Source organism: Pseudomonas sp. B21-035, assembly GCF_024748945.1.
GTDB lineage: Bacteria > Pseudomonadota > Gammaproteobacteria > Pseudomonadales > Pseudomonadaceae > Aquipseudomonas.
The window spans coordinates 4,760,589-4,786,582 of the sequence record NZ_CP087179.1 but is presented as its reverse complement, the minus strand read 5'-3'; the positions used below and the strand labels follow the sequence as shown (position 1 = coordinate 4,786,582).

Sequence of the window (25,994 nt, the reverse complement as noted above, 5' to 3'; positions counted from 1 at the left end):
CGATAGCCTCAGCGCGGTTCAGGGGCGTTCTGCAACCTGGTGCTCGACCGGCTCTGGCTTGCCGCGCTCCTGACGCCATTGCAGGGCGATCAGGATCAGGGTCGGCACGCCAAGCAGGGCGGTGATCAGGAAGAAGTCGTGATAGCCGAATTTCTCGACCATGACCCCCGAGTAACCGCCGATCAGCCGCGGCAACAGCAGCATGATCGAGCTGAGCAGGGCATATTGGGTTGCCGAGAACTTGAGGTTGGTCAGGCTCGACAGGTAGGCGACAAACGCCGAGGTGGCCAGGCCCGAGCTGAAGTTGTCCAGCGAGATGGTGACGATCAGCATCTGCAGGTTGGCGCCCATGTCGGCGAGCATCAGGAACAGGATGTTGGTCGCCGCCGACGCCACGCCGCCGATGAACAGGATCGGCAAGATGCCGAAGCGCACAATCAGCAAGCCGCCGAAACCGGCACCCACCAGGGTCATGATCAGGCCGAAGATCTTGCTGACGCTGGCGATCTGGTCCTTGGTGAAGCCCTGGTCGATATAGAACACGTTGGCCATCACGCCCATCACCGTGTCGGACATCCGGTAGGTGGCGATCAACCCGAGCAGCAGCAGGGCCTGCCAGCGATAGCGGGTGATGAAGTCGTTGACCGGCGTCAGCACCGGTGCCAGGCCGCGGCGGCCCATGGACGACAGGCACAGGGCGGTGAGGGTGATATAGAGGATTGCGCGCAGGAAGGCGCGGTCTTCGAGCAGCAAGTCGAGCAGGCTCACGCCTTCGAACAGCACGCTGGCGAAATCGGTGTTGTACAGCTGGGTGAAGGTAGCCGGTACCGACACCAGCAGGATGATCAGCACGAACACCGACACCAGCTGGTGGGCCAGGCCGTAGCGCGCCGCCGACAGCTGGGTGCGCAGTGGCACCGGCGGTTCGCGCATCAGCAGGGTGGTGATCAGCGCCGGCAGCATCATCACGCCGAACAGCACGTAGGTGCCGGTCCAGGCCTTGTGCAGGTAGCTGAAGCCGGTTGAGCCGAAGCCTTCGGCGAAGAACAAGGCACCGGCGGTAGCCAGCAGCGCGGCAACCCGGTAGCCGGCCATGTAGCTGGCGGCCAGCGCGGCCTGGCGCTGGTCATCGGCGATTTCCAGGCGGTAGGCGTCGACAGCAATGTCCTGGGTGGCCGAGGCAAAGGCCACCAGCACCGCCAGGGCAATCAGCCAGGACAGGTGCTTTTGCGGGTCGCAAAAGCCCATGCCGATCAGGCCGATAACCACCAGAATTTGCGACAGCACCAGCCAGGAGCGGCGGCGCCCGAGTTTGCCGAGCAACGGCAGGCGCCATTGGTCGAGCAGCGGCGACCACACCCATTTGAAGGCATAGGCCAGGCCGATCAGGCTGGCATAGCCGATGGTTTCACGGGCCACGCCGGCCTCGCGCAGCCATACCGACAGGGTCGAAAACACCAGCATGTAAGGCAGGCCGGCGGCAAAGCCGAGCAACAACAGCACCAGTGTCGACGGGCTGGCATAGGCAGCGAGCGCAGCGCGCCAGGTTTTACGGGGCATGGGCCAACATCTGCCTCAAGTTTACGAAAACAAAGCGCGCACTCTAACCGCTGTGCTCCATCGGGCGCCAGCCATGGCGCAACATATCCACACGATTATTGTGCAAGGTGATGCCTTCTGCGCGCAGCCGGGCCCGCTGTTCATCGCCTGAAGGGGTGCCCAGGGCCAGGCTCAGGCGTCCGCCGGCGCCCAGCACCCGGTGCCAGGGCAACTGGGTATCGCTGGGCAACTGGCTGAGGGTACGCCCGACCCAGCGCGCCGCACGGCCTAAACCTGCCAGTTGCGCCAGTTCGCCGTAGCTGATCACCTTGCCCGCGGGCACCTGGCCAAGCACCAGGTAGAGTGCCATTCGTCGGGCTTCGGCGCTTTCGGTCGGATCGCCGGGAATCCCGTTCATCGCGGGATTCGCTTATTGCGCGCTGCACGCGCAGGTTTGTTCGAGCAAATAAGAATTGAACTCATCGACATGGGGCAGGTCAGTCCTTGCTCTGATGGCGGGTATCTGGATAATGCCCGACTTTTTTCGCGAACCCGAGTCCGTTGCCGCTTATGTTTCCTAGAGCCTTGTTGTGCGTTGCCCTCGCTGCTGCCTGTTCCCCCGCCCTTGCCGACACCGTGTGGATGAAAAACGGTGACAAGCTGAGCGGCAAGATCAAGGTTTTCGATGGCGGCAAACTGTTGCTCGAAACGCCTTATGGCGGCTCCATCGCCCTGGACTGGAAGCAGGTGCAGACCCTGGAAAGCGATCAGGAGTTGCTGGTCAAGCAAGACGCCTACAGCGGCGAAAAAGCCAAGTCGCTGCAGGCTGCCGAAGACGGCAAGGTCGTTCTGGCCAACGGCGAGGCCCCCAAGACTGTCGAACTGGCCAGCATCCAGCAGATCATGAAGCCAAAGCCTGTGGTCGAGGACCTGTCGTGGAAGGGCAATGTCGACCTGGCCATGGACTATAAGCGCGCCGAAACCGACAGCGACGACTACGACATCGACTTCAAGACCACCGCCCGTCACGGCCGCTGGCGCCATCAGGCCGAAGGCGAATACAACCGCGAAAGCAAGGACGAGGTCACCACCACCAACAACTGGAGCGCCGAATACGCGCTGGACCGCTTCATCACCGAGAAGTGGTTCTGGCAGGGCCGTCTGGAATACAAGCGTGACCACATCGAAGACCTCGCTCGCCAGCGCACCGTGGGTACCGGCCCGGGCTACCAGTTCTGGGATGACGAACTGGGCGCGTTCTCGCTCGGTTCGCTGGTCAACCGTACCGACTATGAATACGCCGACGGCGGCAAGGACAACTTCTACTCGCTGGCCATGAAGTGGGACTACAACCGCTACCTGATTGGCAAGCGCGTCGAGTTCTTCACCAACGGCGAAGTCGGCAAACCGCTGGGCGGCGTCGCCGAGTACGCCCTGGATGCCGAGGTCGGCCTGCGCTACAAGGTTACCGAGTGGGCCTCGCTCAACCTCAAGGCCGAGAAAGACATCATCAGCGGCACCCGCGACAGCGACCTGGACAAGACCCGCTATACCGCAGGTTTCGGTGTGGCCTGGTAAGCACGCTGGCAACACCGAGCGATAATGATTATTTTGTCGGTTAACTAGCCTGGGCGTGCGCGCATGCACGCTCGGCATTACGACGATTATCGAGCGGGGAGTCATACAGTGAGCGCTAAAGCCGCAACACAGGCACGGGAGCTGCTGCTCAAGGAGTACCGCGGGGTGCTGTCGACCCATTCCAAATCGATGCCGGGCTTTCCGTTCGGATCGGTGGTGCCCTATTGCCTGGATGCCGACGGCAATCCGCTGATCCTGATCAGCCGCATTGCCCAGCACACCCACAACCTGCAAAAAGACTCCAAGTGCTCGCTGCTGGTGGGCGAGCGCGACGCTGAGGACGTCCAGGCGGTGGGCCGCCTGACCGTGCTGGCTGAGGCGCAACAGCTGGTCGAGACCGAGGCAGTCGAAGCCGCTGCCGAGCGCTATTACCGTTACTTCCCCGAATCGGCCAACTACCATAAAGCCCACGATTTCGACTTCTGGGTGCTCAAGCCGGTGCGCCATCGCTACATCGGCGGCTTCGGCGCAATCCACTGGATCGATCACCTGAACCTGGCCAACCCCTTTGCCGGCAAGGCCGAACAGAGCATGATCGAGCACATGAACAGCGATCACGCCAACGCCATCGAGCACTACGTCCAGCTCAGCGGCCTGCCCCAGGGCGCGGCGGCGCAGATGGTCGGCATCGACAGCGAGGGCATGCACCTGCGCATTGGCCAGGCCCTGCACTGGTTGCCGTTCGCAGCGCCTTGCAATACGCCGATACAAGTGCGCGAAGCCCTGGTTTTTCTGGCCCGCGCCGATCAATGGCCTCAACGGCAAGCCGCCGAGGCTTGAAATGGCGAGGGATCGCATCCATTAAAGGTCTACTGCAAGGACATCTTGCGCAGAGGAACCGTTGATGCGTGCTTTTCTATTGCTGTTTCTGATTTTTCCGGTGCTGGAGCTGTATGTGTTTTTCAAGGTCAGCACCGCGATCGGCTTCTTTCCCGCGCTGCTGCTGATCATCGCCGGCTCCGCCCTGGGCGTGCTGGTGGTGCGGGTGGCGGGCCTGGCCACCGCCCTGCGTGCCCGCGAGAGCCTGCAGCGCGGCGAGCTGCCGGCCGAGGACATGTTCCACGGCCTGATGCTGGCGCTCGGTGGCGGCCTGCTGCTGTTGCCCGGCTTCATCAGTGACGTGATCGGCCTGGTCTGCCTGCTGCCGTTCACCCGTCGCCTGCTCGGGCGCAAGATGCGCGAGCGCGCCGAGGCCCAGGCCATGCGCCAGCGCGCCTTTGGCGATGATCCGTTCATGGCGCGGCCGGGCCAGCCCGGTGGCCACCAGCCAACGGTGATCGAAGGTGAAGTGGTCGGTCGTGAAGATCCTGCTCAGCCTAACCTGCGCAATCCACGGGACTTGTAAAGGTTACCTGTGCTTTGCCAACGGCCCCTATCGGGGCCGTTTTGCTTTGTGCAGCGCCGATCGCTAAAAATTTTCACAGCCAAGCCTTGTAATTGCTCTTGGCGACCTCATGTATGGGTCACCGCAAGGTTTCTGGTGATTTGCACCAGACATTACATGTGTGGTCCGCCCCGCGGGCTACGAGCGGCTACGCCGCAAGCATCAACCCGCCGGTGTCGATACCGGCCGATGAAAACCACAATTAGGAGAGATCGACAATGAAGCTTCGTCCTCTGCATGACCGCGTCGTTATCCGTCGCAGCGAAGAAGAATCGAAAACCGCTGGCGGTATCGTTCTGCCAGGTTCGGCCGCTGAAAAACCTAACCGTGGCGAAGTCGTCGCTGTAGGTACCGGTCGCATCCTGGACAACGGTGAAGTGCGTGCGCTGGCCGTGAAAGTGGGTGACAAGGTGGTTTTCGGCCCTTACTCGGGCAGCAACACTGTGAAAGTTGACGGCGAAGACCTGCTGGTGATGGCTGAGAACGAAATTCTCGCTGTCATCGAAGGCTGATTCCGCTGGTTTCCCGTTACTCCAAAGTATTCAAGGATTAAACGATCATGGCTGCTAAAGACGTAAAATTCGGCGACTCCGCCCGTAAGAAAATGCTCGTTGGTGTCAACGTTCTGGCTGACGCTGTAAAAGCCACCCTGGGCCCGAAAGGCCGTAACGTTGTTCTGGCCAAGAGCTTCGGCGCTCCAACCATCACCAAAGACGGTGTGTCGGTTGCCAAAGAAATCGAGCTCAAAGACGCCTTTGAAAACATGGGCGCCCAGCTGCTGAAAGACGTTGCCTCCAAGGCCAACGACGAAGCTGGTGACGGCACCACCACCGCTACCGTTCTGGCTCAGGCCATTGTTAGCGAAGGCCTGAAAGCCGTTGCTGCCGGCATGAACCCGATGGACCTCAAGCGTGGTATCGACAAAGCCACCATCGCCATCGTCAAAGAGCTGAAGTCCCTGTCCAAGCCATGCGCCGACTCCAAGGCCATCGCTCAGGTCGGCACCATCTCGGCCAACTCCGACAACTCCATCGGTGACATCATCGCCGAAGCCATGGAAAAAGTCGGTAAAGAAGGCGTGATTACCGTCGAAGAAGGCTCGGGCCTGGAAAACGAACTGTCGGTCGTAGAAGGCATGCAGTTCGACCGCGGCTACCTGTCCCCTTACTTCGTCAACAAGCCAGACACCATGGTCGCCGAGCTGGATGGCCCGCTGCTGCTGCTGGTTGACAAGAAAATCTCCAACATCCGCGAACTGCTGCCAGTTCTGGAAGCCGTTGCCAAGGCCGGCCGTCCGCTGCTGATCGTGGCTGAAGACGTCGAAGGCGAAGCGCTGGCCACCCTGGTGGTCAACAACATGCGCGGCATCGTCAAGGTTGCTGCAGTCAAGGCCCCTGGCTTCGGCGATCGCCGCAAGGCCATGCTGCAGGACATCGCCGTCCTGACCGGCGGTACCGTGATCTCCGAAGAAATCGGCCTGAGCCTGGAATCCGCTACCCTGGAGCACCTGGGTAACGCCAAGCGTGTGACCCTGTCCAAGGAAAACACCATCATCGTCGACGGCGCTGGTGTTCAAGGCGATATCGAAGCGCGCATCACCCAGATCCGCGCTCAGGTTGCCGAGACTTCCTCGGACTACGACCGTGAAAAACTGCAAGAGCGTCTGGCCAAGCTGGCTGGCGGTGTTGCCGTGATCAAGGTCGGTGCTGGCACCGAAGTCGAAATGAAAGAGAAGAAAGCCCGCGTTGAAGACGCCCTGCACGCTACCCGTGCAGCCGTCGAAGAAGGCGTGGTGCCTGGCGGTGGTGTTGCCCTGGTTCGCTCGCTGCAAGCTATCTCCGAGCTCAAAGGCGACAACGAAGACCAGAACGTCGGTATTCAGCTGCTGCGTCGCGCTGTTGAAGCGCCACTGCGTCAGATCGTTGCCAACGCCGGCGACGAGCCAAGCGTGGTTGTCGACAAGGTCAAGCAAGGTTCCGGCAACTTCGGTTACAACGCTGCGACCGGCGAGTACGGCGACATGATCGAGATGGGTATCCTCGACCCTGCCAAAGTAACCCGTTCGGCCCTGCAAGCTGCAGCTTCGATTGGCGGTCTGATGATCACCACCGAAGCCATGGTTGCTGACGCTCCAGTGGAAGCTGGTGCTGGCGGCGGCATGCCAGACATGGGCGGCATGGGTGGTATGGGTGGCATGGGCGGCATGATGTAAGCCAGCCTTACCCGCTCGATAAAAAGCCCCGCCTTGTGCGGGGCTTTTTTATGCCTGCGTTTTTACTTTGCAGCAACCAGCGCGTCCTGCTTGACCTCAACCGGCCGGCGGTACAGCACCCAGTAGTAACAGCCAAGGCTGATCAGCCAGCAAAACACCGCCGTCCATACGTTGTGCGAAAAGAAGTGCGCGCCCTGCAGCATGCGCCCCACCGAAAACAGCGTACCCAGGCCAAAGGCGAATACCAGCGCGGCCCTGGCCAGGCGCGGGCGCCGATCACGCAAAACAAAAAACAGTGCAAACAGGGTAAAACCGGTTGCCGCATGGCCGCCTGGCCAGCAGCGTCCGGGCTTGTCGGTAGCCGGGCGCGGGCTGAGCAGCTCGCTGTAGGTTTCCTTGCCACCAAACTCGCTCAGGCTCCACGGGCACTGCACCGCAGTTACTGCCTTGACCGGGGTGACAAAGCTGGTCGACAAACCCATGGCCAGCACCAGGCAACCCAGTTCCCGCCGCCAGCTGAACAGCCGCGACCAGAAGAAACTCACGGCGAAGGCGACAATCGCCAGCAAACCGAGGGCGATTACCGCCTGTTTGGCCCGGTCGTGCAGGATATCTTCGAGAAAATAGCTGTGCCGGCCGATGAACTGCCCGGCTACCGGATCGAACGCCATCTTGGCCAGGTCCATGTCCAGCGAGGTCAGTTCCAGCAGGATCAATATGATTGCGGTAATGGCGGGAATGCCCAGGGCGATCCAGAAATTCAGCGGACGGGAGTAGGCGGGTAGTGACATGGCAAGTCCAGGCAGGTCAAAGGGGAGTCCGACCGGCAATTCTCGGGCAGCCGCCATCACCTGTCCGTGAAGGCTCGGTGAAAAAAACGTTAACCTGCAATAAAGTCGCGCCGACCTAGCCTGGCGGCGCTGATGGCCTTAAGCTGCGCCTGCCAAGCAGGCAAAAGCGTCGGACCGGAGACACCCCAATGCGAATTCTACTGGTTGAAGACAACCGCGATATCCTGGCCAACCTGGCCGACTACCTGGGCCTGAAGGGCTACACGGTGGATTGTGCCCAGGATGGCCTGTCCGGCCTGCACCTGGCCGCTACCGAGCACTACGACCTGATCGTGCTCGACATCATGCTGCCCGGCATCGACGGCTACACCCTGTGCAAGCGTCTGCGCGAAGATGCCCGGCGTGATACCCCGGTGATCATGCTCACCGCCCGAGACCAGCTCGATGACCGCTTGCAGGGTTTTCGTTCTGGCGCTGACGATTACCTGCTCAAGCCGTTTGCGCTGTCGGAGCTGGCCGCGCGCATCGAGGCAGTACTGCGCCGGGCCCAGGGCGGCGGTCGCCGGACCCTGCAGATCAGCGACCTGATCTACGACCTGGACACCCTGGAAGTGACCCGCGAAGGCAAGCTGCTCAAACTCAACCCGGTGGGCCTCAAGCTGCTGGCTGTGCTGATGCAGAAGAGCCCGCACGTACTGCGCCGCGAAGTGCTCGAAGAGGCGCTGTGGGGCGATGACTGCCCGGACAGCGACAGCCTGCGCAGCCATGTTCACCAGTTGCGCCAGGTGATCGACAAACCCTTCGAAAAACCCCTGCTGCATACCGTCCACGGCGTCGGCTATCGTCTGGCCGAGGGCCGTGATGGAGTTTAGACAGAGCCTTGCCCAGCGCATCATCATTGCTTTTGCCCTGATGAGCGCACTGGTGGCCGGGGCGTTTGCCTTTGGCATTGTTGCCACCGTGCACCTGGTCGAAGAGCGGCTGATTTCCGCGGTACTGGGCGGCGATCTGCAGCGCTTGCTGCGCATGGACAGCGTCGGCGACTGGAGCCACCGGCCACGGCCGGACCAACTGTTCTATTTCAGCGGCGGGCGCGACGAATTCGAACTGCCCAAGGATTTGCGCCATCTCGAACGAGGCTTTCACGAAGTGTTTCGCGAAGACTTGTCCTACCACGCGATGGTCGAAATCGTTGATGGCCGGCGCTATGTCCTGCTCCAGGACCAGAGCGATTTCGAAGAACGCGAGCGGGTGCTGTTCGCCGTCGTGGTGGTCGGCTTCGTGTTGAGCCTGGCGCTGGCAGTGTTCCTCGGCTGGGTTCTGGCCCGCCGGGTTATGGCGCCGGTGATCCGCCTGGCGCGCCAGGTTCGTCACCGCGACCAGTTGCTCGGCCTGGCACCACCTTTGGCACCAGATTACGCCGCGGATGAAGTCGGCCAGCTGGCGGTGGCCTTCGACGACACCCTTGGGCGTCTGCGCGATGCTCTGACCCGTGAACGCCTGTTTACCAGCGACGTCAGCCACGAGCTGCGCACGCCGCTGATGGTGCTGGCCAGCTCCTGCGAGCTGTTGCTGGTCAACCCCAACATGGAGCCCCGGGCGCGCTCCCAGGTCGAACGTATCGCCCGCGCCACTGAAGAGATGCAGGAACTGGTGAAAACCTTCCTGATGCTTGCCCGTGCCCAGCGCGACGAAGGCGCAGTGGCCTCGCAGGCAACCATGAAGGAAGTCGCCGATGACCTGATTGGCGTCTGGCGCGACACCATCGAGCAGAAAGGCCTGACCTTGCTGTACGACCCCAAGGCCGCAACCTCGACCTTGTACAACGCCACCTTTCTGCAGGCGGTGATGGGCAACCTGCTGCGCAACGCCGCGCACTACACCGACCAAGGCTTTATCCGCCTGACCCTGGAGCCTGCCGGGTTTCTGGTCGAGGACAGTGGCGTGGGGATTCCCGAAGAGCAGCGCGAAGCCATGTTCCGGCCGTTCGTGCGCGGCGACGAACGGCGTGGCGAAGGCCTGGGCCTGGGTTTGTCGCTGGTGCAGCGGATCTGTGACGATCAGGGCTGGTCGGTCAGCCTTAGCGCTATGGTGCCCCATGGCTGCCGCTTCCATGTCGACCTGAGCCTGGCACCCGAGCGGCCGCTCGAGGGGTAACAGGGCATTGGCCGGTGTGAAAGTTTGTAATTTGTTGAAACCTTTACCGTGAAAACTAACAAATTTTTCACACCAGCATGACCTGACGCCAACGCTTGCCTGCCTAAGGTGAGTGCATTGGAGTCAGGAGATGCACAATGCGTAGCCCTATCAAACTCGAGTTTTCGGAAAAGTACGACCAGCAGCACGCCCAGGAATACTTCCTCAAGCACCAGGATGGCCTGGCGCGGCGGATGTCCCACCAGCGTGACGAGCAACTGGCCCGTCGCGCCCTGGCGCTGGCTGGCGAGCCCGGGCTGGTCCTCGACCTGCCGTGCGGCGCCGGGCGTTTCTGGCCGTTGCTGGCAGAAAAACCCAACCGGGTGATCATCGGCGCCGACAACTCCGAAGCCATGCTCGAAACTGCACGCGCCTCGCAGCCGGCCCATGTGGTGGAACGGGTACGTACCTTGCAGACATCTGCCTTCGCCATCGATTTACCGGATAACTCGGTCGACAGTATTTTTTGCATGCGGCTGATGCATCACATCGGTGAAGCCGCCCATCGCAAGACATTACTCTCGGAATTTCAACGAGTTACCCGCGACAGCGTGATCGTTTCGCTGTGGGTGGATGGCAACTTCAAAGCCTGGCGGCGCAAAAAGCTCGAGCAACGGCGTTACGCCGAAAGCGGGCAGGGCAGTTACCAGAATCGTTTTGTGTTACCAGCTGCTACGGTTGAAGAAGAATTCGAAGCCGCAGGGTTCCGCATTCAGGAACGATTGGACTTCTTGCCGTTCTATGCCATGTGGCGAGTCTATCTATTGCGTAAGGGGTGAGCGGGGCATGGGGTTTGAGCGCACAGCAGCAACGACGAACAAGGATCAGTTCGATCATTTCTGGCAGCAGCAGGGTGAATGGGTCGAGGAGCCCAATCAGCGTCGCGGCGGCGAGAGTGGTGTACAACGCCTGAGCGACGACACGGGCCATACGTTCTATGCCAAGCGTCAGATCGGCCATATCTACCGCAGCCTTTTGCACCCCTTCGGCCGGCCCACCGTGCTCCGTGAGTACGAGGCCCTGAACAGTTTCGAGCAGCTTGGCGTGCGGGTGCCGCATATCGTCTATTGCGGCGTCGAGCGCGATGCCGAGCACCAGTGGCGCGCGTTGCTGGTCAGCGAGGCGCTGGAAGGTTTCGAGGACATCGACAGCTGGTTCGCTGCTGGCGCCCGTGAGCGCTATCACCCGGCATTGCACGAGCGGGTCCTGCTGGACCTGGCGCAGAACCTGGTGCGTATGCACCGTGGTCACTGGCAGCATGGTTGCCTGTATGGCAAGCACGTGTTCGTCAAGGTCGTCGGCGAGGGCGCCGAAGCCAGGGCCGAGGTGGCATTGCTGGACCTGGAAAAATGCCGCCGGCGCATCAGTTGCCAGCGCGCTGCCGCCAATGACCTTAAACAATTGCGCCGCCATTCGTCTTTCACTGACGCAGAGTGGCAAAAACTGCTCTATTTTTACCAGATGGCGTTTGGCAGCGCTGTCAAAGGTTTAGAGTAATGAAACTAGAAATAGCTCGAGGTGTGTTCCTGCTGATGGCGCTGGGCGTGGCAACTGTCGCCGTGGCCGCGTGGGAAGAGCCACGCCCGCAAATAGTCAGCAAGGTCGACGCCGGTGCGCAATGTCCGTTGCCCCGGGTGGTCAAGCCCCAGGTCGATGCCAAACCCGATCACGATCTGCTGTTGTTGCTGTTCGGGTTGAGCCAGGGCGTACGCGCCAGCGGCTGAAACCTTGCAAGGCGTTCGGGCAAAGGCCTCGTCATCGACGAGGCCTTTGCATTTCATACCGTTTGCGTGGCGGCTTGCGGCGCATCGGCCTTGGCCAGCAAGGTATAGATGCACGGCAGCACGAACAGGGTGAACAAGGTGCCCACCGACATGCCGGTGGCGATCACCGTGCCGATGTCGAAGCGGCTGACCGCGCCGGCGCCGGTGGCAAGGATCAGCGGCACCATGCCAAATACCATCGCCGCAGTGGTCATCAGCACCGGGCGCAGGCGGATGGCTGCGGCTTCTTCCACCGCTTCGCGGGCGCTCAGGCCTTTTTGCTGGCGCAACTGGTTGGCGAACTCGACGATCAGGATGCCGTGCTTGCTGATCAGCCCGATCAGGGTCACCAGGCCCACCTGGGTATAGATGTTCATGCTCGAGATCCCCAGGAACAGGGGAATCAACGCCCCGCAGATCGACAGCGGCACAGTCACCAGGATCACCAGCGGGTCGCGCAAGCTTTCGAATTGCGCCGCCAGTACCAGGAAGATGATCGCCAGCGCCAGGCCGAAGGTTACCCACAGGGCGCTGCCTTCCTGAACGAACTGACGCGCCGCGCCGCCATAGTCAAAGCCGTAGCCCTCCGGCGCTTCCTCACGGGCAATCGTGCGCACGGTATCCAGCGCCTCGCCCATGCTGACCATCGGGAAGCCCTGGATGATCGCCGAGTTCAGTTGCTGGAACTGGTTGAGCTGACGCGGGCGGGCGCGGTCGCTGATGCTGATCAGGGTCGACAGCGCCAGCATCTGCCCCTGCTGGTTCTTCACGTAGTAGTTGTTCAGCCAGTCGGGGTTGTCGCGGTAGGGCCGCTCGACCTGGGCAATGACCTTGTAGCTGCGCCCGTCGATAGTGAAGCGGTTGATCTCCGCCTCGCCTAGCAGGGTCGCCAGGGTGCCGCCCAGGGCGTCCATGGACACGCCCATCTGCGCCGCCTTGGCGCGGTCGATATCGACCACCACCTCGGGCTTGTCGAAGGCCAGGTCGATGTCGAGGAAGGCGAACTTGCCCGACGCCTGGGCACGCGCCTTGACCCGTTCGGCCACCTCCAGCAACGAGGCGTAGTCGTTGGCGGTGTTGATCACGAAGGCGAACGGCAAGCCTTCACCGGTGCCCGGTAGCGAGGGCAGGTTGAAGCCGAAGATCTGCAGGCCGCTGATGCCTTCGAGCTTGGCCTGTACCAATGGCAGCAGCTGCATCTGGGTGCGCTCGCGTTCGTTCCACGGCTTGAGCAAAAAGCCGCCGATGCCCGATTGCACGCCGTTGAAGCCGTTGATCTGGAACGACGAATAGTACTCGGGGAAGTCCTTGAAGATCTTGATGAACTCGTCGGTGTAGCTGTTCAGGTAATCGAGGTTGGTTGGCTGTGGGGCGGTGGCCATCATGAAGATGATGCCCTGGTCTTCATCGGGCGCCAGCTCGTTCTTGGTGAACATCAGAAACACCGGAATCAGGCACAGCACGATCAGCGCGAACACCAGCACCACCGGCCGGGTGTTGAGGGTGCCATGGAGGGTTTTCTGGTAGCGCAGTTTGAGCCGTTCGAAGAGTACATCCAGACGGTGGGCCAGGCCGCTGGGGTTCTGCTCGTGCCGCAACAGCAGGGCGCACATCATCGGTGACAGGGTCAGGGCGACGATCCCGGAAATCACCACGGCGCCGGCCAGGGTCAGGGCGAACTCCTTGAACAGCGCGCCGGTGAGCCCCTGCAGAAAGCCGATAGGGGCGTACACCGCCGCCAGGGTGATGGTCATCGACACCACCGGCATGGCAATTTCGCGAGCGCCTTCCAGGGCCGCGTCGTAGGGCGATTTACCTTCTTCGATATGACGGTGGATGTTTTCCACCACGACGATAGCGTCATCGACCACCAGGCCGATGGCCAGGACCATGGCCAACAAGGTGAGCAAGTTCAGCGAATAGCCCATCAACTGCATGAAAAACAGCACGCCGATCATCGACAGCGGGATGGTAATGACCGGGATCAGCACCGAGCGCAAGGCGCCGAGGAACAGGAAGACCACGACGATGACGATCAGCACCGCTTCGACCAGGGTCTTGACCACTTCGTCGATCGAGGCCTGGATGAACAGCGTGGCGTCGTAGGCGATCGAGGATTTCAGGTTCGGCGGTAGCTGGCTTTCAAGCTCGGGCATGAGCTTACGCACCTCCTTGATCACTTCCAGCGGGTTGGCCCCGGGGGTGGCCTTGATGCCGATGTACACCGACGGCGTGCCGTCGAAGGAGCTCACGGTGTCGTAGTTCTCGGCGCCCATTTCAACCCGCGCCACGTCGCCGAGCAGCACCCGGCTGTCGCCACTGGTCTTGAGCGGGATATTGGCGAAGGCTTCGGCGCTCTTCAGTTCGGTGGTGGCGTTGATACTGGTGACGATGTACTCGCCCTTGAGCTCGCCGGCCGCCGAAAGGAAGTTGTAGCCGCGCACCGCCTGGGTCACGTCGTTGGCGCTCAGGCCGTAGCCGGCGAGCTTGACCGGGTCGATCCACAGGCGCATGGCGAACAGCTGGTTGCCGAGGATCTCGGCTTCGGCCATGCCCGGCAGGGTCGCAAGCTTGGGCTGGATGACCCGCGACAGGTAATCGGTGATCTGCGGGTTGCTCAACTCGCTGCTGTAGAAGCTTACGTACATCAGCGCCGAGGCGTCGGCGGCCTCCTTGCTCAGCACCGGATCTTCGGCGTCCTGGGGCAGCTTGTTCTTGACCTCGTTGGCCTTGGCCAGCAACTCGGTGAACAGCCGGTCGCTGTCCGAGCCGATGCGCGCATAGATCGAAATCACCGAGAAGTTCTGCCGGCTCACCGAGGTCATGTAGTCGATGCCTTCGGCGCTGGCCAGGCTTTGCTGCAGCGGCTGGGTGATGTAGCCCTGGATGGTTTCGGCGTTGGCCCCGGGGTAGGCGGTGGTCACCGTGATCAGGGCGTTTTCCATTTGCGGGTATTGGCGGATCGGCAACTTGCTCCAGGCCTGGAAGCCCAGCAGCACGATCAGCAGGCTGACCACGCTGGCCAGCACCGGGCGGCGGATGAACGGATCGGTAAAGGCCATGACGGTTCCTTGATCAGTTGCTGCGCGGCGGGCTGTCGGGGGCTTGCAGGGCTTTGTCCGGGCTGATGCTGATCGGCGCGCCCTGGGTGAGTTTCAACTGGCCGGCGGTGACTACCGTTTCGCCGGCCTTGAGCCCCTTGCTGATGATCACCAGGCCATCGCGGCGCTCGCCGGTCTCGACGAAGCGGCGTTCGGCAATCAGGGTTGGCTGGGCGTCGGCGTTGTCTGGCACTTTGCCGTCTTCAGGCTTTTTCGCCGTGGCGACATACACCGAGTTGCCATACAGGGTGTAGGTCACCGCGCTTTCCGGCACCACCACCTGTGGCTGCGGGTCGGGCAGCAAAACCTGCAGGCTGGTGAACATGCCGGGCAGCAGCTTGCCGTCGGGGTTGGCCAGGGTGGCGCGGACCTGCACGTTGCGGGTGCTGTCCTCGACCTTGGGGTTGATCGCGCTGATGCTGCCGGGGAAGTGCTCTTGCGGGTAGGCGGCGACGCTGACCAGCACTTGCTGGCCAATGCTCAGCTTGGGAATCGACTGCTCGGGGACGAAGAAATCGACGTAGAGGCTGCTCAGGTCTTGCAAGGTGGCGATCACCGTGCCGCTGGCCAGGTAGTCGCCAACGTCCACCTGGCGGATGCCGATGGTGCCGCTGAAGGGCGCATTGATGCTCTTTTTTGCCAGCGCCGCCTTGAGTTGATCGACCACTGCCTTGTTGCGCTTGAACTGGGCGCTCAAGCGATCGAACTCACCCTTGGAAATCGCCTGGCTGCCGACCAGTTGGCTGCCGCGGTTGTAGTCGACCTGGGCCAGGCCCAGGTCGGCGAGGGCGGTACCCAGCAATGCGGTTTCGACATCGCTGTCCAGTTGCAACAACAACTGGCCCTTGCTGACTTTCTGCCCGGACTCGAATTGCAGGGCCTTGACCGTGCCGGCGATCTCCAGGCTCAGGTCGACCCCTTGCAGCGCCTTGAGGCTGCCCACGGCCGGCAGGCGGTTCTGCCAGGCACGTTCGCTGGCCTCGGTCGCCGCCACGCTGATCGGCGGCTTGGGGGCCGAGAACATCTGGATCTGCTGATAGATGGCAAAGGCCTTGTAGCCCCCCAGGATCAGCACGAGCAGCAAGACAACACCCAACATGATCAGCATGCGGCGGCGCAGCATAGTCCAGTTCCTTGGAGACGAATTGTTGTTCGCTTGGCACGACGACGGGCGATCCTGCCCACGTGCGATGTAGCCGAATATTACTCTGTTGACCGGGCCTGGGAAGCCTGTGTTCCCGGCTATTTTCAGGCCAGGTGCAGGTGGTTGTCCCAGAGCCCGGATGGCAATTGCAGGGGCTGGCCGATCAGTTCGGGCTTGCGGCAATCGTACAGGCGGCAACGGCCTTGGCCTGAGGTCACGACAAAACCGTCGGCCACCGCGCCGACACCGGCGCAATCGGGCATCGGTGCGTCAAGGCGTACCTGAGCGCTGTCCAGGTCCCAGATAAACAGCCGGTTGGCCCGTGGCGCGGTCAGGGCCACCAGGCGCAGCTCGTTGTGAATGGCGACGCTGGCGGTGTAGTGGGCCATGGACTGCAATTGCTGCTCGGGCACCGGGAAGGCTTCAAAGGCCTGGCCCGGGCGCTTGATCGCCAGCAGCTCGGCAGTCTCGTGGCTGGCGCCCATGAACTGCTGGCCGGCGACGATGGTGCCGTCGGCGGCAATCGCCAAATGGCGCACGCTGTTCATCTGCTGGCTGAGCACTTCTTTGCTCAGCAGTGTGCCGTCGCGCTGCATCAGCACCAGGCTCGGCTGCATGGCATCGAGGTTCATCTCCACCCGGCTTTCGGCCTCGGTGCGAATGCCGCCGTTGGCCACCACCAGGGTTTCGCCATCGGGCATCCACGACACCTGGTGCGGGCCGATGCCGTGGGTCGAGATTTCGCCAGCATGGCTCAGGCGCTCGCCGTCGAAACGGTAGACACCGAGTACGCCACGGCCAGGGTCGGTGGTGTCGTTCTCGGTGGCGTAGAGCCATTCGCCGCTCTTGTGGATCACCGCATGGCCGTAGAAATGCCGGTTCGGCTGCGAGGTGATGGTCTGCAGCAAGCGGCCATCGCGCAGGTCGATCAGGTAGCTCTCGGTGCCGGGGCGGCGGGCGACGAATAGGGCAATTGGCTGTTCGGGATGGTTGATGATGTCATGGCAACGCTGGCCCACCTCGGTGGCGAACACCTGGGTGCCGTCCAGGCGGTAGCCGACGGCGTAGTGCTTGCCGTCGCCATCGTCACGCGCCGAGAGCAGCAGCGGCGTGCCGGCCTTGTTGCGAAACAGGGTCCAGCCGCCGAGGGTGAGGGCGCTGAGCACAACGCTACCGAGTTTGAGAGCCTGGCGTCGCAACATGATCAGTCACCGTCGTTGGCGTTGAAGCCCAGCTGGATGCCCAGCGCCTTGGCCAGCTCGCCTTCGTGCAGGCGGTGAACGGCGTTGAGGCTGTCGTAAATAGTGTTCAGCTGCTGGCGGCCGGCTTCGTCGTCGAGCAACTCGCCGAGGGTTTTCTGGTTGCCGGCCAGCAGCTTGGAGGCGTTGGCGTAGGCAGCGTCGATCTTGTCCGCCAAGGCTTGCTGGTCTTTGCCCAGCAGGCCGCGCAGGCCTTTGTTGTCGACCCCGACCCAGACGGTCTGGGCAGCATTGAGGCTGGCTTCCAGGCTTTTCAGCGAGGAGTGGCTGCGCCAGGCCTCGGCCTGCAGCGGCTGCGGGATTCCCTTGCTCAGGCGGCCCATGGGCGCGCCGAGTTTCTTCTTCAGGGTATCCAGGGCGGTAACCTGGGCCCGCAGCAGGTCGGCGATGGCCTCGTGGGAATCGGCGTAGCGCTGGTTGGGGAACTTGGTCATCTGCGCGAGCATGCCGTCGGTGCTGTTCCAGCCTTTGAGGATTTCCTCGGCCAGGGCCTTCTGGTGCTCGCCGATGGCCACCAGCAGTGGGCAGTAGCGGGCTTTCTGTTCGGCGTTGGCGGCATCCGGTTTGCTGTCGAAGAGGATGTACTCGTAGGCCGACAGGCCGCGCACGACGACACTGGATTTGCCCAGGGTTTCGGCGTCGAGTGGCTTGTCACCGTTGACCAGTTGCTCGACCTGACGGCCGACCAGGTTCTTCTTGTCGGGCCAGAACTGCACCTGCCAGGCACGGTTGCCTTCGGCCAGCGGGCCGATCAACAGGGGCTGCAACTCGGCCCAGGCTTTTTGCGCATGGAGAAAATCGGCGCGGGCAGTGGCCAGGTCCGCCTTGCCTTCACAGAAGGCCAGGGCGCTGACGGCCAGCTGGCGGTCGGCTTCGACCCAGCGGCTGTAGGTCGGCAGGATTACCTGTTTGGCGATCGCCGCCGAGGTCACCGCTTGCGGGTCTTGCGGCGAGCAGGCGCCGAGGGCGAGGGCGGCAAGGCTGGTGAACAACAGTTTGGGACGGAACATGCCCGGCTCCTTTGCTTAAAGTGAATTCAGGAAAGCCAGCAACGCGGTGCGTTGCCCGGCGTTGAAGCTCAAGACGTACTGTTTGGCCGCTTCGGCTTCGCCACCGTGCCAGAGCACAGCTTCGAGCAGGTTGCGGGCGCGGCCATCGTGAAGAAACTGGGTGTGACCGCTGACGGTCTCGTTCAGGCCGATACCCCACAGCGGCGCGGTGCGCCAGTCCTGGCCGCTGGCGGCGAACTCGCTGCGGTTGTCGGCCAGGCCCGGGCCCATGTCATGCAGCAGCAGGTCGCTGTAGGGGCGGATCAGCTGGTTGGCCAGCTCCGGCTCGGCGGCGTCGCTGGCGGTGGTGAACTGTGGCGTGTGGCAGCCTTGGCAGCCGGCTTGGTGGAACAGGTTCTTGCCGGCCAGCACCTGGGGCGAATCGACGTCCTTGCGCACCGGCACTGCCAGGTTGCGGGTATAGAACAGCACCAGGCGCAGGATGTTGTCGCTGACTTCCTGCTCGCCGTTGGCACCGTTGCCGTTGGCGGCGTTGAGGCAGTCGGTCTGCGCCGGGGTGCAGTCGTCCATTGGCCGCAGGCTGGTGGTCAGGCCCATGTCACCGGAAAACGCATGGACGTTCTGCTGATTGAGGTTCGGCTGCCCGGCCTTCCAGCCGAAGCGGCCGACCACGGTCTTGCCCTGAGCATCGTCCCAGACCCGGTTGGCGCGGCCGCGGATGCCATCGCCGTTGCGGTCGTCGGGGTCGGCATTAGCCAGCAGCGCCGCCTCGGGGATGGCCTCGAGCAGACCCAGGCCGATCATCGGCGGGGCGACCCGGGCCGAGAAGCGCGTATCGGGGTGCATCGGCCCGTAGCCCAGCTGGGTGATCTGCAGGCGCGGCTTGCGCAGCTCGACCTGGGTGCCGTCCTTGAAGGTGACCTGTTGCGTATCGTACTCGACCCGCACCTTGCCTTCGGGGGCGACACCCGGCACCGCCATGTCCTGCAACTGACCGCCATACACCGGCTCCGGGACGATGCCCAGTTGCTCGATAACCTTGGCGTACTGCGGCAGATCGGGGATCGACAGGCGCACCAGCATCGACACCGCGTTGGCGGCGTTGGGCCCGGGCGGGTGGCCGCGGCCGTCCTTGATGTGGCAGTTCTGGCAGGCATTGGTATTGAACAGCGGGCCCAGGCCGTCGCGGGCGGTGGTGGTCGACGGGGCAATCACCCAGGGGCTGCGGAAAAAGCTGTTGCCGACACTGAAGTCCAGGCGCCGGCTCGGCGGCAGGTTGGCCGAAGGCATGGAATAGGCGTTCTGGTCGCGCTTGTTCACCGTCGCCTTGCCACCGGCCAGCGCTTCACCGGGCTCGGCCTGGGTGAATCGCGGGGCGTCGTCGCAACCGGCCAGAACGGCGACCAGAAGCAGGGGGCTGAGACGGGGAAGCAACGAGGACATCAATAATCCTGGGGCTTGGGCAAAAAACCGGCGTGCAAGCTTAGCAGGCTCGGGGTAATTGAATAAGAGGGATTTGCGTTTGCTCGATGAAATCTATCGCGGGGCAAGCCGGCTCCTCCAGTGGACCTGCCTGCACCAATCCTGTGGGAGCGGGCTTGACCCGCGATGATGCGCATAAAGAAGGCGACCCGAAGGTCGCCTCTATCAAGCCGCCGCTGAATCAGAACTCGTGATCAGCGGTGTCCGGTGCCAGGTTGGCGATGCCCAGTTTGCTTGCGGCCTGTTCGATCGCACCGGTCTGCTTGACCAGGGCGGCGATGGCGTCACGCACGATCTGGTTGCCGGCAGCGTTGTCGGCCGCGATCAGCTGGTCGTAGTGCTCGCCTTTGGCGGCATGGTCGACCATCACCTGGATCTTGGCTTCGGTTGCTTGCAGGTCGGCCTTGAGGGTGGTGTCGGTGGCGGCGTCGATCTTGGCCACCAGCGACGACAGGCTCGGGCCGCTCAGCTTGGTGCCGTCGGTGCGGGTGTACTCGCCCAGGTAGACGTTGCGGATGCCCTTGGCGTCATAGAAGTGCGAGTTGTGGGTGTTGTCGCTGAAGCAGTCCTGCTCGTCTTCAGGCGAATTGGCTTCCAGAGAAACCTTCATGCGCTCGCCAGCCAGTTCGCCCAGCGACAGGCTGCCCATGCCGAACAGCATCTTGCGCAGGCCGTCGGCCACTGGCTCGGCTTCGAGGGTGGCACGGTAGTTGGTGGCAACGTTCGGTGCCCAGTTGCCGACCATTTCCTCGAGGTCGTTGACCAGCAGTTGGGTCACGGCTTTGAGGTAGGCACGGCGGCGCTCGTTGTGGCCGCCGGTAGCGCCCTGGCCTTCCAGGTAGTCGGAGGCAGGACGGGCGCCGGCGCCCGGGCCGGTGCCGTTGAGGTCCTGGCCCCAGAGCAGGAATTCGATGGCGTGGTAACCGGTGGCAACGTTGGCTTCGGAGCCGCCCAGCTCGTTCAGGCTGGCGAGCTTCTCCGGGGTGATGTCCTTGACGTCAACCTTGTCTTCGCCGACCTGAACCTGGGTATTGGCGATGATGTTGGCGGTCGCGCCAGGGTTGCCCAGAGCATGCTCGTAGCTCTTGTCGACATAGTCGATCAGGCCTTCGTCCAGCGGCCAGGCATTCACCTGGCCTTCCCAGTCGTCGATGATGGTGTTGCCGAAGCGGAACACTTCGCTCTGCAGGTATGGCACACGGGCAGCGACCCAGGCGGCTTTGGCAGCGTTCAGGGTTTCGTCGCTGGGCTTGGCAAGGAAGGCGTCGATCGCGGTTTGCAGGGTCTTGGCGGTGCTCAGCGAGTCGCTGTAGACGGCGTGGACCATGTCGGCGTAATGCTTGACCACGGCCTTGGCCGCTGCCTCGTCGACGGCGCCAGCGGCAGCAGGGGCGGTAGCCGAGGTGGTGGCCGGGGCTTGCGGTGCGGCGGCTTTGTCCTTGTCCTTGCTGTCGCCGCAACCGGCGAGAGAGATGGCAATGGCCAACAGACTGGCGGTGGCCAGAGGCATACGAATCATGGCGAATTCCTGCGTCGAGAGGTTGGACAGGCGTACCGGGGGCACGCAAAACTGCAACATAATGCGAAAGATTTGCATTTTGTGTAAAGGGGCAGTCACGTAAATATTCAAATGCGTGGGTTGACCGCTTCGAGCAATGCGTACAGGGGTTAGAGAATCGAAACCTGGTTGCGCTGGGCCTGTTTGAGGAACGCAGTCAGCTCCCGGGCCGGCAAGGGTTTGCTGTAGTGGTAGCCCTGACCTTCATGGCAACCCTGGGCGATGATGTAGGCTTCCTGTTCCGCCGTCTCGACCCCTTCGGCAATGACTTGCATGCCCAGGCTCTTGCCCAGCTGGATGATGGCGCGGACGATGGTGGCATCGTCGTCGTCATCGAGCAGGTCCTGGACGAAGCTCTTGTCGATCTTGATCTTGTCCAGCGGCAGCGACTTCAGGTAGCTGAGCGACGAGTAGCCGGTGCCGAAGTCGTCAATGGCAATCAGCGCCCCGGATCGGCGCAGGCTCAGCAGGTGCTGGGCAGCGGTGCTGATGTCTTCCATCAGGCCGGTCTCGGTGACTTCCAGCTCCAGGCTGCGCGGCGGCAGGCGGTAGATCTGCAGCAGGTTGTTGACCACTCGCGGCAACTCGTTGTGGTGCAGTTGCACGGTCGACAGGTTGACCGCCATGCGCAGTTCGCTGAAGCCCTGATCGTGCCAGTCGCGTAGTTGCCGGCAAGCCTGGTCGAGCACCCATTCGCCGATGCTGATGATGTTGCCGTTCTGCTCGGCCAGGGGGATGAACTGGTCCGGCGGGACCATGCCCAGTTCCGGATGCTGCCAGCGCAGCAGCGCCTCGACACCGACCACGCGATGGTCGCGGTAGCTGATCTGTGGCTGGTAGACCAGGAACAGCTGGTTGCGCGGCAGCGCTTCGCGCAGGTCTTTTTCCAGCTCGCGGCGCCGGCGCATCTCGCTGTCGACACTGGCGATGTAGAACTGGTAGCGGTTGCGCGAGCGGGCCTTGGCCAGGGTCATGGTCTGCTCGGCCTTTTGCAGCAGCTTCTCGGTGCTGTCGCCGTCTTCGGGGAACAGGGTGATGCCGATGGTCGCGCGCAGGCGGATTTCCTGATGGTCGAGGGCGAACGGTGCTTCGAGGTCATCGAGAATGCTCTGGGCCAGCTCCGCCGCTTCGTAGGGCTGCTCGATATCGGCCTGGACCAGGGCGAACTGGTCGCCGCCCAGGCGGGCCAGGGCACCGAGGCGGCCACTGTGGGCGCGCAGGCGGTCGGCCAGGGCCAGCAGCAACTGGTCGCCGGCCTGGTAGCTGAACTGCTCGTTGATGCCCTTGAAGTCGTCAAGGCCCACGCACAGTACCGCCACCCGGCGTTGCAGGCGCCCGGCGTCGACGAGGATCTTGTCCAGTTGCTGCTGCAGTTGCTGGCGGTTCGGCAGGCCGGTGAGAAAGTCGTACTGGGCCATGCGCAACAGGCTGTTCTCGGCTTCATGGCGCAGGTGGGTATTGCGCTCGATCGAGGCCAGCAACTGGTTGGCGGTATTGACCCACAGGCCCAGCTCGTTCTTTTCGTGGCCCTTGATCAGCGGCAACTGGTGCTGGCTGGGACGGTCGGGGTTGATCTGGGTGAGGTGCTCGATGATCTTCGACAGCGGCTTGGTCAGCATCCAGTGATAGACCAGGTACAGCACCAGGCCCATGGCCAGGGCGCGCAGCACGCCGGAAATGAAGATGATCACTGAACTGACCAGGAAGCCCTCGCCGTAGGAGGCGGTGTCGAGGGTGATGCTCAGGTCGCCGTAATATTCGCTATAGGGGCCACGGCCGACCAGCTGGGTGGTGAAGTTGCGCTCCTGGCCGAGAATCAGGTCGGTCAGCCAGCGGCTGGAAACCTCCTGCAGCGGGCGGGATTTTTCCGCCAGCATGGTCTCGTTGGGATGGCCGATGGAGGCCATGCGCACGGACTCGTCCTGGAACAAGCCCTCCATGACCTGCATGCCCATTTCCTTGTCCAGGCTGTACACCGCCTGGGTCGAAGGGTCGCGGAACATGTCGAGGATCCGTTGGGCGTCATTGGCGACGGCCTGGCGGGTCTTGTAGGCATCAAAGACGATCTGCGCACAACTGAGAACTACACCGACGACCAACGCCGAGAGCAGTACTACCCTGAGCAACTTGACCGATAAGCTGTTCTTGAGTTCCAGCTTCAATGGGGTTTCCTTAATCCATGCGCATGGCATCATTTTGCCATCAAACTTGGCAATCCACTATCGGCCGTCAACAGGACTTCTCCAGCTCCTTGACGGTGCATTTTGCACCAGGAGCAGGTTGGCTGCCTGCCGTCACTGTATCGGTTGCCCGGCCTCGCGACTTTAATCCGTGGCAACGAGTTTCCCAACGTTTGATGTTAGCGTGCTCTGCGTGCGCGGCAAGATGCACGGCGCCTGAATAGGATGAAAAATGTTGCAGCGCAGACGCGCATAAAAAAGCCCACCGCTAGGGTGGGCTTTTCGCGCGCTCAATACCTTGTGCAAGGTATTGCTCAGCAGCCGGCTCAGGCAGTGAAGGTTTTGCCTTCGAACTGCTCGGCGACGAACTTCCAGTTGACCAGGTTCCAGAACGCCTCGACGTACTTCGGACGCACGTTACGGTAGTCGATGTAGTAGGCGTGTTCCCAGACGTCGCAGGTCAGCAGCGGGGTGTCGCCGTTGGTCAGCGGGTTGCCGGCGCCGATGGTGCTGGCCAGGGCCAGGGAACCGTCGGATTTTTTCACCAGCCAGCCCCAACCGGAACCGAAGGTGCCGACCGAAGTCTTGGTGAACTCTTCCTTGAACTTGTCGAACGAACCGAACGCGGCGTTGATGGCTTCAGCCAGGGCGCCGGTTGGTTGGCCGCCGGCGTTTGGCGCCAGGCAGTTCCAGTAGAAGGTGTGGTTCCAGACCTGAGCGGCGTTGTTGAAGATACCGCCCGAGGAAGTCTTGACGATCTCTTCCAGGGTCTTGCCTTCGAACTCGGTGCCTGGCACCAGGTTGTTCAGGTTCACGACATAGGTGTTGTGGTGCTTGTCGTGGTGGTATTCCAGGGTTTCCTTGGAAATGTGCGGCTGCAGGGCGTCGTGGGCGTAAGGCAGCGGCGGCAATTCAAAAGCCATGGTGATTCTCCTAATCAGGTCTGTTGCGGTGAGCGCAAGGCCGATCACGGGCGGCCGGTGTGCGTCGGCGAGTTTGTACTCTTTGCGACGCAAGGGCTGGATCATAGCACCGGGCCCGGTGCATAACCACGCAACAAGTGTACGGGAAAGAGGTTCCAGAGCCTTTGCCGGTGCCGGACGAGCGGCGCCTCAGGTAAAGATCAGCTGCGCCGCCACGGCAAACATCATCACCGCCACCATCAGGTCGAGCAGCCGCCAGGTGCCTGGGCGCGCCAGCCACGGGGCCAGCCAGGCGGCGCCCAGGGCGAGGGTGAAAAACCACAGCAGCGAGGCGCTGGCGGCGCCGGCCACGTAAGCACCGGGCACGGTCTGCTGGGCGCCCAGCGAGCCGATCAGCAATACCGTGTCGAGGTACACATGGGGGTTGAGCAGGGTTACCGCCAGGGCGCTGAGCAGCACCGCCCGACGCGAACGCAAGCCCTGGCCTTCGCCCTGTTGCAGGCTTTGTTGCGAGCAGGCGCGCAGCAGCGCCTTGGCGCCGTACCAGATCAGAAACACCGCGCCACCCCAGCGCGCCACCGCCAGCAGGGTCGGGTTTTGCGCCAGCACCGTGGCCAGGCCAAACACGCCCGCGGCCACCAGGATGGCATCGCAGACCACGCACAGCGCCGCCACCGGCAGGTGATGTTCGCGGCGCAGGCTCTGTGCCAGGACAAAGGCGTTTTGCGTGCCGATCGCCATGATCAGGCCGAAGGCGACCAACAGGCCGTTCAGGTAGCTTTGCCACATAAGGGGAACTCCACAAGACACCCGCAGGGCGCGGGCGCAAATACAAAGAAGATGCTGGCCATTGTGGGGATTTCCTCTGTATAAGAAAAACAAATAAAGCTGATCTGGCATTAGGAAAAATAATGTTCGATTACAAACTGCTGTCTGCCCTCGCCGCCGTGATTGAACAGGCCGGTTTCGAGCGCGCCGCCCAGGTGCTGGGCTTGTCGCAGTCGGCGATTTCCCAGCGCATCAAGTTGCTCGAGGCGCGCGTTGGCCAGCCGGTGCTGGTGCGCGCCAATCCGCCGAGCCCCACCGATGTCGGCCGGCGCCTGCTCAACCATGTGCAACAGGTGCGCCTGCTTGAGCGCGATCTGCAGAGCCAGGTGCCAGCGCTGGATGCAGAGGGCATGCCCGAGCGCCTGCGCATCGCCCTCAATGCCGACAGCCTGGCGACCTGGTGGGCAGGCGCTGTGGGCGAATTCTGTGCCGATCAGCAGGTGTTGCTCGACCTGGTGGTCGAAGACCAGGAAGTCGGCCTCAAACGCATGCGTGCCGGCGAAGTGGCAGCCTGCCTGTGCGGCAGCGAGCGGCCGGTGGCCGGCGCACGCAGCCTGTTGCTCGGCGCCATGCGCTACCGGGCGCTGGCCAGCCCGGCGTTCATGGCCCGCTACTTTCCAGCCGGTTTCGCTGCCGCGCGGCTGTCGCGCACGCCGGCGCTGGTGTTCGGGCCGGATGACTTTCTTCAGCACCGTTACCTGGCCTCGTTAGGTATTCAGGACGGTTTCCTCCATCACCTGTGCCCGTCATCCGAAGGCTTCTTGCGCATGACCGAAGCGGGCCTGGGCTGGGGCCTGGTGCCGGAACTGCAGGTGCGCGATCAGCTGGCCAGCGGGCGCCTGGTAGAAATATCCGCGGATAAACCCATCGACGTGCCCTTGTACTGGCATCATTGGCGCAATGGCGGGCAGTTGCTCGGCCAACTGACGGATCACCTGCGCCTGACGGCCGGGCAGTGGCTGGTGCCCTTGTAGGCATTGGCGGCG

At 62.6% G+C, this 25,994-nt stretch carries 23 protein-coding genes; 11 read left to right on the top strand and 12 right to left on the bottom strand.

Annotated elements, in window-relative coordinates:
- Positions 1-18 precede the first annotated feature (18 nt).
- Positions 19-1,560: an AmpG family muropeptide MFS transporter gene (locus tag LOY22_RS21785; RefSeq protein ID WP_045197368.1), complete on the bottom strand. Its 1,542-nt coding sequence runs from the start codon at positions 1,558-1,560 to the stop codon at positions 19-21.
- 43 nt (positions 1,561-1,603) lie between these two features.
- Entirely contained in the window at positions 1,604-1,957 is a 354-nt protein-coding gene (locus LOY22_RS21780) for an MGMT family protein (RefSeq protein ID WP_045197370.1), read from the bottom strand.
- Between the two features lie 152 nt (positions 1,958-2,109).
- On the opposite strand from LOY22_RS21780, the gene LOY22_RS21775 reads away from it, so the two are divergent.
- The 5 genes from LOY22_RS21775 to groL all read left to right on the top strand — a co-directional run bounded on the left by LOY22_RS21775 (position 2,110) and on the right by groL (position 6,773).
- On the top strand, positions 2,110-3,117 hold the full coding sequence (locus tag LOY22_RS21775) for a DUF481 domain-containing protein (protein WP_045197889.1): 1,008 nt from the start codon (positions 2,110-2,112) through the stop codon (positions 3,115-3,117).
- Positions 3,118-3,225: 108 nt separating this feature from the next.
- A complete protein-coding gene (locus tag LOY22_RS21770) occupies positions 3,226-3,957 on the top strand; it encodes a HugZ family protein (protein ID WP_258594776.1) in 732 nt (243 codons plus the stop codon).
- A 64-nt stretch (positions 3,958-4,021) separates the two neighbouring features.
- A complete protein-coding gene (locus tag LOY22_RS21765; RefSeq protein ID WP_045197374.1) occupies positions 4,022-4,522 on the top strand; it encodes an FxsA family protein in 501 nt (166 codons plus the stop codon).
- 257 nt (positions 4,523-4,779) lie between these two features.
- Positions 4,780-5,073, top strand: coding sequence for a co-chaperone GroES (locus LOY22_RS21760; protein WP_003260750.1), 294 nt, complete (start codon positions 4,780-4,782; stop codon positions 5,071-5,073).
- Between the two features lie 47 nt (positions 5,074-5,120).
- Positions 5,121-6,773 carry a chaperonin GroEL gene (groL, locus tag LOY22_RS21755; RefSeq protein WP_045197377.1) on the top strand — a complete coding sequence of 551 codons (1,653 nt, stop codon included), beginning with the start codon at positions 5,121-5,123 and terminating at the stop codon, positions 6,771-6,773.
- A gap of 62 nt (positions 6,774-6,835) precedes the next feature.
- On the opposite strand, the gene LOY22_RS21750 is transcribed toward groL, so the two are convergent.
- Entirely contained in the window at positions 6,836-7,564 is a 729-nt protein-coding gene (locus LOY22_RS21750) for a phosphatase PAP2 family protein (protein ID WP_093379853.1), read from the bottom strand.
- A gap of 188 nt (positions 7,565-7,752) precedes the next feature.
- On the opposite strand from LOY22_RS21750, the gene colR reads away from it, so the two are divergent.
- The 5 genes from colR to LOY22_RS21725 all read left to right on the top strand — a co-directional run bounded on the left by colR (position 7,753) and on the right by LOY22_RS21725 (position 11,484).
- The gene (gene colR, locus LOY22_RS21745; RefSeq protein ID WP_045197381.1) at positions 7,753-8,436 is read left to right on the top strand and encodes a two-component system response regulator ColR; all 684 of its coding nucleotides are present in this window, start codon (positions 7,753-7,755) and stop codon (positions 8,434-8,436) included.
- A complete protein-coding gene (locus LOY22_RS21740; RefSeq protein WP_045197383.1) occupies positions 8,426-9,721 on the top strand; it encodes a HAMP domain-containing sensor histidine kinase in 1,296 nt (431 codons plus the stop codon). Before colR ends, LOY22_RS21740 begins: the two co-directional genes overlap by 11 nt.
- 137 nt (positions 9,722-9,858) lie before the next feature.
- On the top strand, positions 9,859-10,539 hold the full coding sequence (locus LOY22_RS21735; protein WP_045197385.1) for a class I SAM-dependent methyltransferase: 681 nt from the start codon (positions 9,859-9,861) through the stop codon (positions 10,537-10,539).
- Positions 10,540-10,546: 7 nt separating this feature from the next.
- Complete coding sequence (locus LOY22_RS21730; protein ID WP_045197386.1) at positions 10,547-11,257, top strand: lipopolysaccharide kinase InaA family protein; 711 nt, start codon at positions 10,547-10,549, stop codon at positions 11,255-11,257.
- Entirely contained in the window at positions 11,257-11,484 is a 228-nt protein-coding gene (locus tag LOY22_RS21725) for a hypothetical protein (protein WP_045197388.1), read from the top strand. The genes LOY22_RS21730 and LOY22_RS21725 overlap by 1 nt, the downstream gene beginning before the upstream one ends.
- Before the next feature lie 53 nt (positions 11,485-11,537).
- Here the strand turns inward: LOY22_RS21725 and LOY22_RS21720 are convergent, their stop codons facing one another.
- The 9 genes from LOY22_RS21720 to LOY22_RS21680 all read right to left on the bottom strand — a co-directional run bounded on the left by LOY22_RS21720 (position 11,538) and on the right by LOY22_RS21680 (position 24,969).
- A complete protein-coding gene (locus LOY22_RS21720) occupies positions 11,538-14,585 on the bottom strand; it encodes a multidrug efflux RND transporter permease subunit (RefSeq protein ID WP_093379860.1) in 3,048 nt (1,015 codons plus the stop codon).
- A gap of 13 nt (positions 14,586-14,598) precedes the next feature.
- Positions 14,599-15,747 (bottom strand): efflux RND transporter periplasmic adaptor subunit, encoded by a 1,149-nt coding sequence (locus LOY22_RS21715; protein ID WP_045197392.1) that lies wholly within the window; start codon positions 15,745-15,747, stop codon positions 14,599-14,601.
- Positions 15,748-15,872: 125 nt separating this feature from the next.
- The gene (locus tag LOY22_RS21710; protein ID WP_045197394.1) at positions 15,873-16,970 is read right to left on the bottom strand and encodes a DUF1513 domain-containing protein; all 1,098 of its coding nucleotides are present in this window, start codon (positions 16,968-16,970) and stop codon (positions 15,873-15,875) included.
- Positions 16,971-16,972: 2 nt separating this feature from the next.
- Positions 16,973-18,037 (bottom strand): imelysin family protein, encoded by a 1,065-nt coding sequence (locus tag LOY22_RS21705; protein ID WP_045197396.1) that lies wholly within the window; start codon positions 18,035-18,037, stop codon positions 16,973-16,975.
- A 15-nt stretch (positions 18,038-18,052) separates the two neighbouring features.
- Positions 18,053-19,480 (bottom strand): di-heme oxidoredictase family protein, encoded by a 1,428-nt coding sequence (locus LOY22_RS21700; RefSeq protein ID WP_093379867.1) that lies wholly within the window; start codon positions 19,478-19,480, stop codon positions 18,053-18,055.
- Positions 19,481-19,700: 220 nt separating this feature from the next.
- Positions 19,701-21,038 (bottom strand): imelysin family protein, encoded by a 1,338-nt coding sequence (locus LOY22_RS21695; protein ID WP_093387302.1) that lies wholly within the window; start codon positions 21,036-21,038, stop codon positions 19,701-19,703.
- A 149-nt stretch (positions 21,039-21,187) separates the two neighbouring features.
- Positions 21,188-23,269 carry a putative bifunctional diguanylate cyclase/phosphodiesterase gene (locus LOY22_RS21690; protein ID WP_404944436.1) on the bottom strand — a complete coding sequence of 694 codons (2,082 nt, stop codon included), beginning with the start codon at positions 23,267-23,269 and terminating at the stop codon, positions 21,188-21,190.
- A 314-nt stretch (positions 23,270-23,583) separates the two neighbouring features.
- Positions 23,584-24,180, bottom strand: a complete 597-nt coding sequence (locus tag LOY22_RS21685; protein ID WP_045197403.1) for a superoxide dismutase — start codon at positions 24,178-24,180, stop codon at positions 23,584-23,586.
- 189 nt (positions 24,181-24,369) lie between these two features.
- Positions 24,370-24,969: a LysE/ArgO family amino acid transporter gene (locus LOY22_RS21680; RefSeq protein WP_045197405.1), complete on the bottom strand. Its 600-nt coding sequence runs from the start codon at positions 24,967-24,969 to the stop codon at positions 24,370-24,372.
- A gap of 122 nt (positions 24,970-25,091) precedes the next feature.
- Between LOY22_RS21680 and LOY22_RS21675 the strand changes: the two genes are divergently transcribed.
- A complete protein-coding gene (locus LOY22_RS21675; RefSeq protein ID WP_045197407.1) occupies positions 25,092-25,982 on the top strand; it encodes a LysR family transcriptional regulator ArgP in 891 nt (296 codons plus the stop codon).
- Positions 25,983-25,994 lie beyond the last annotated feature (12 nt).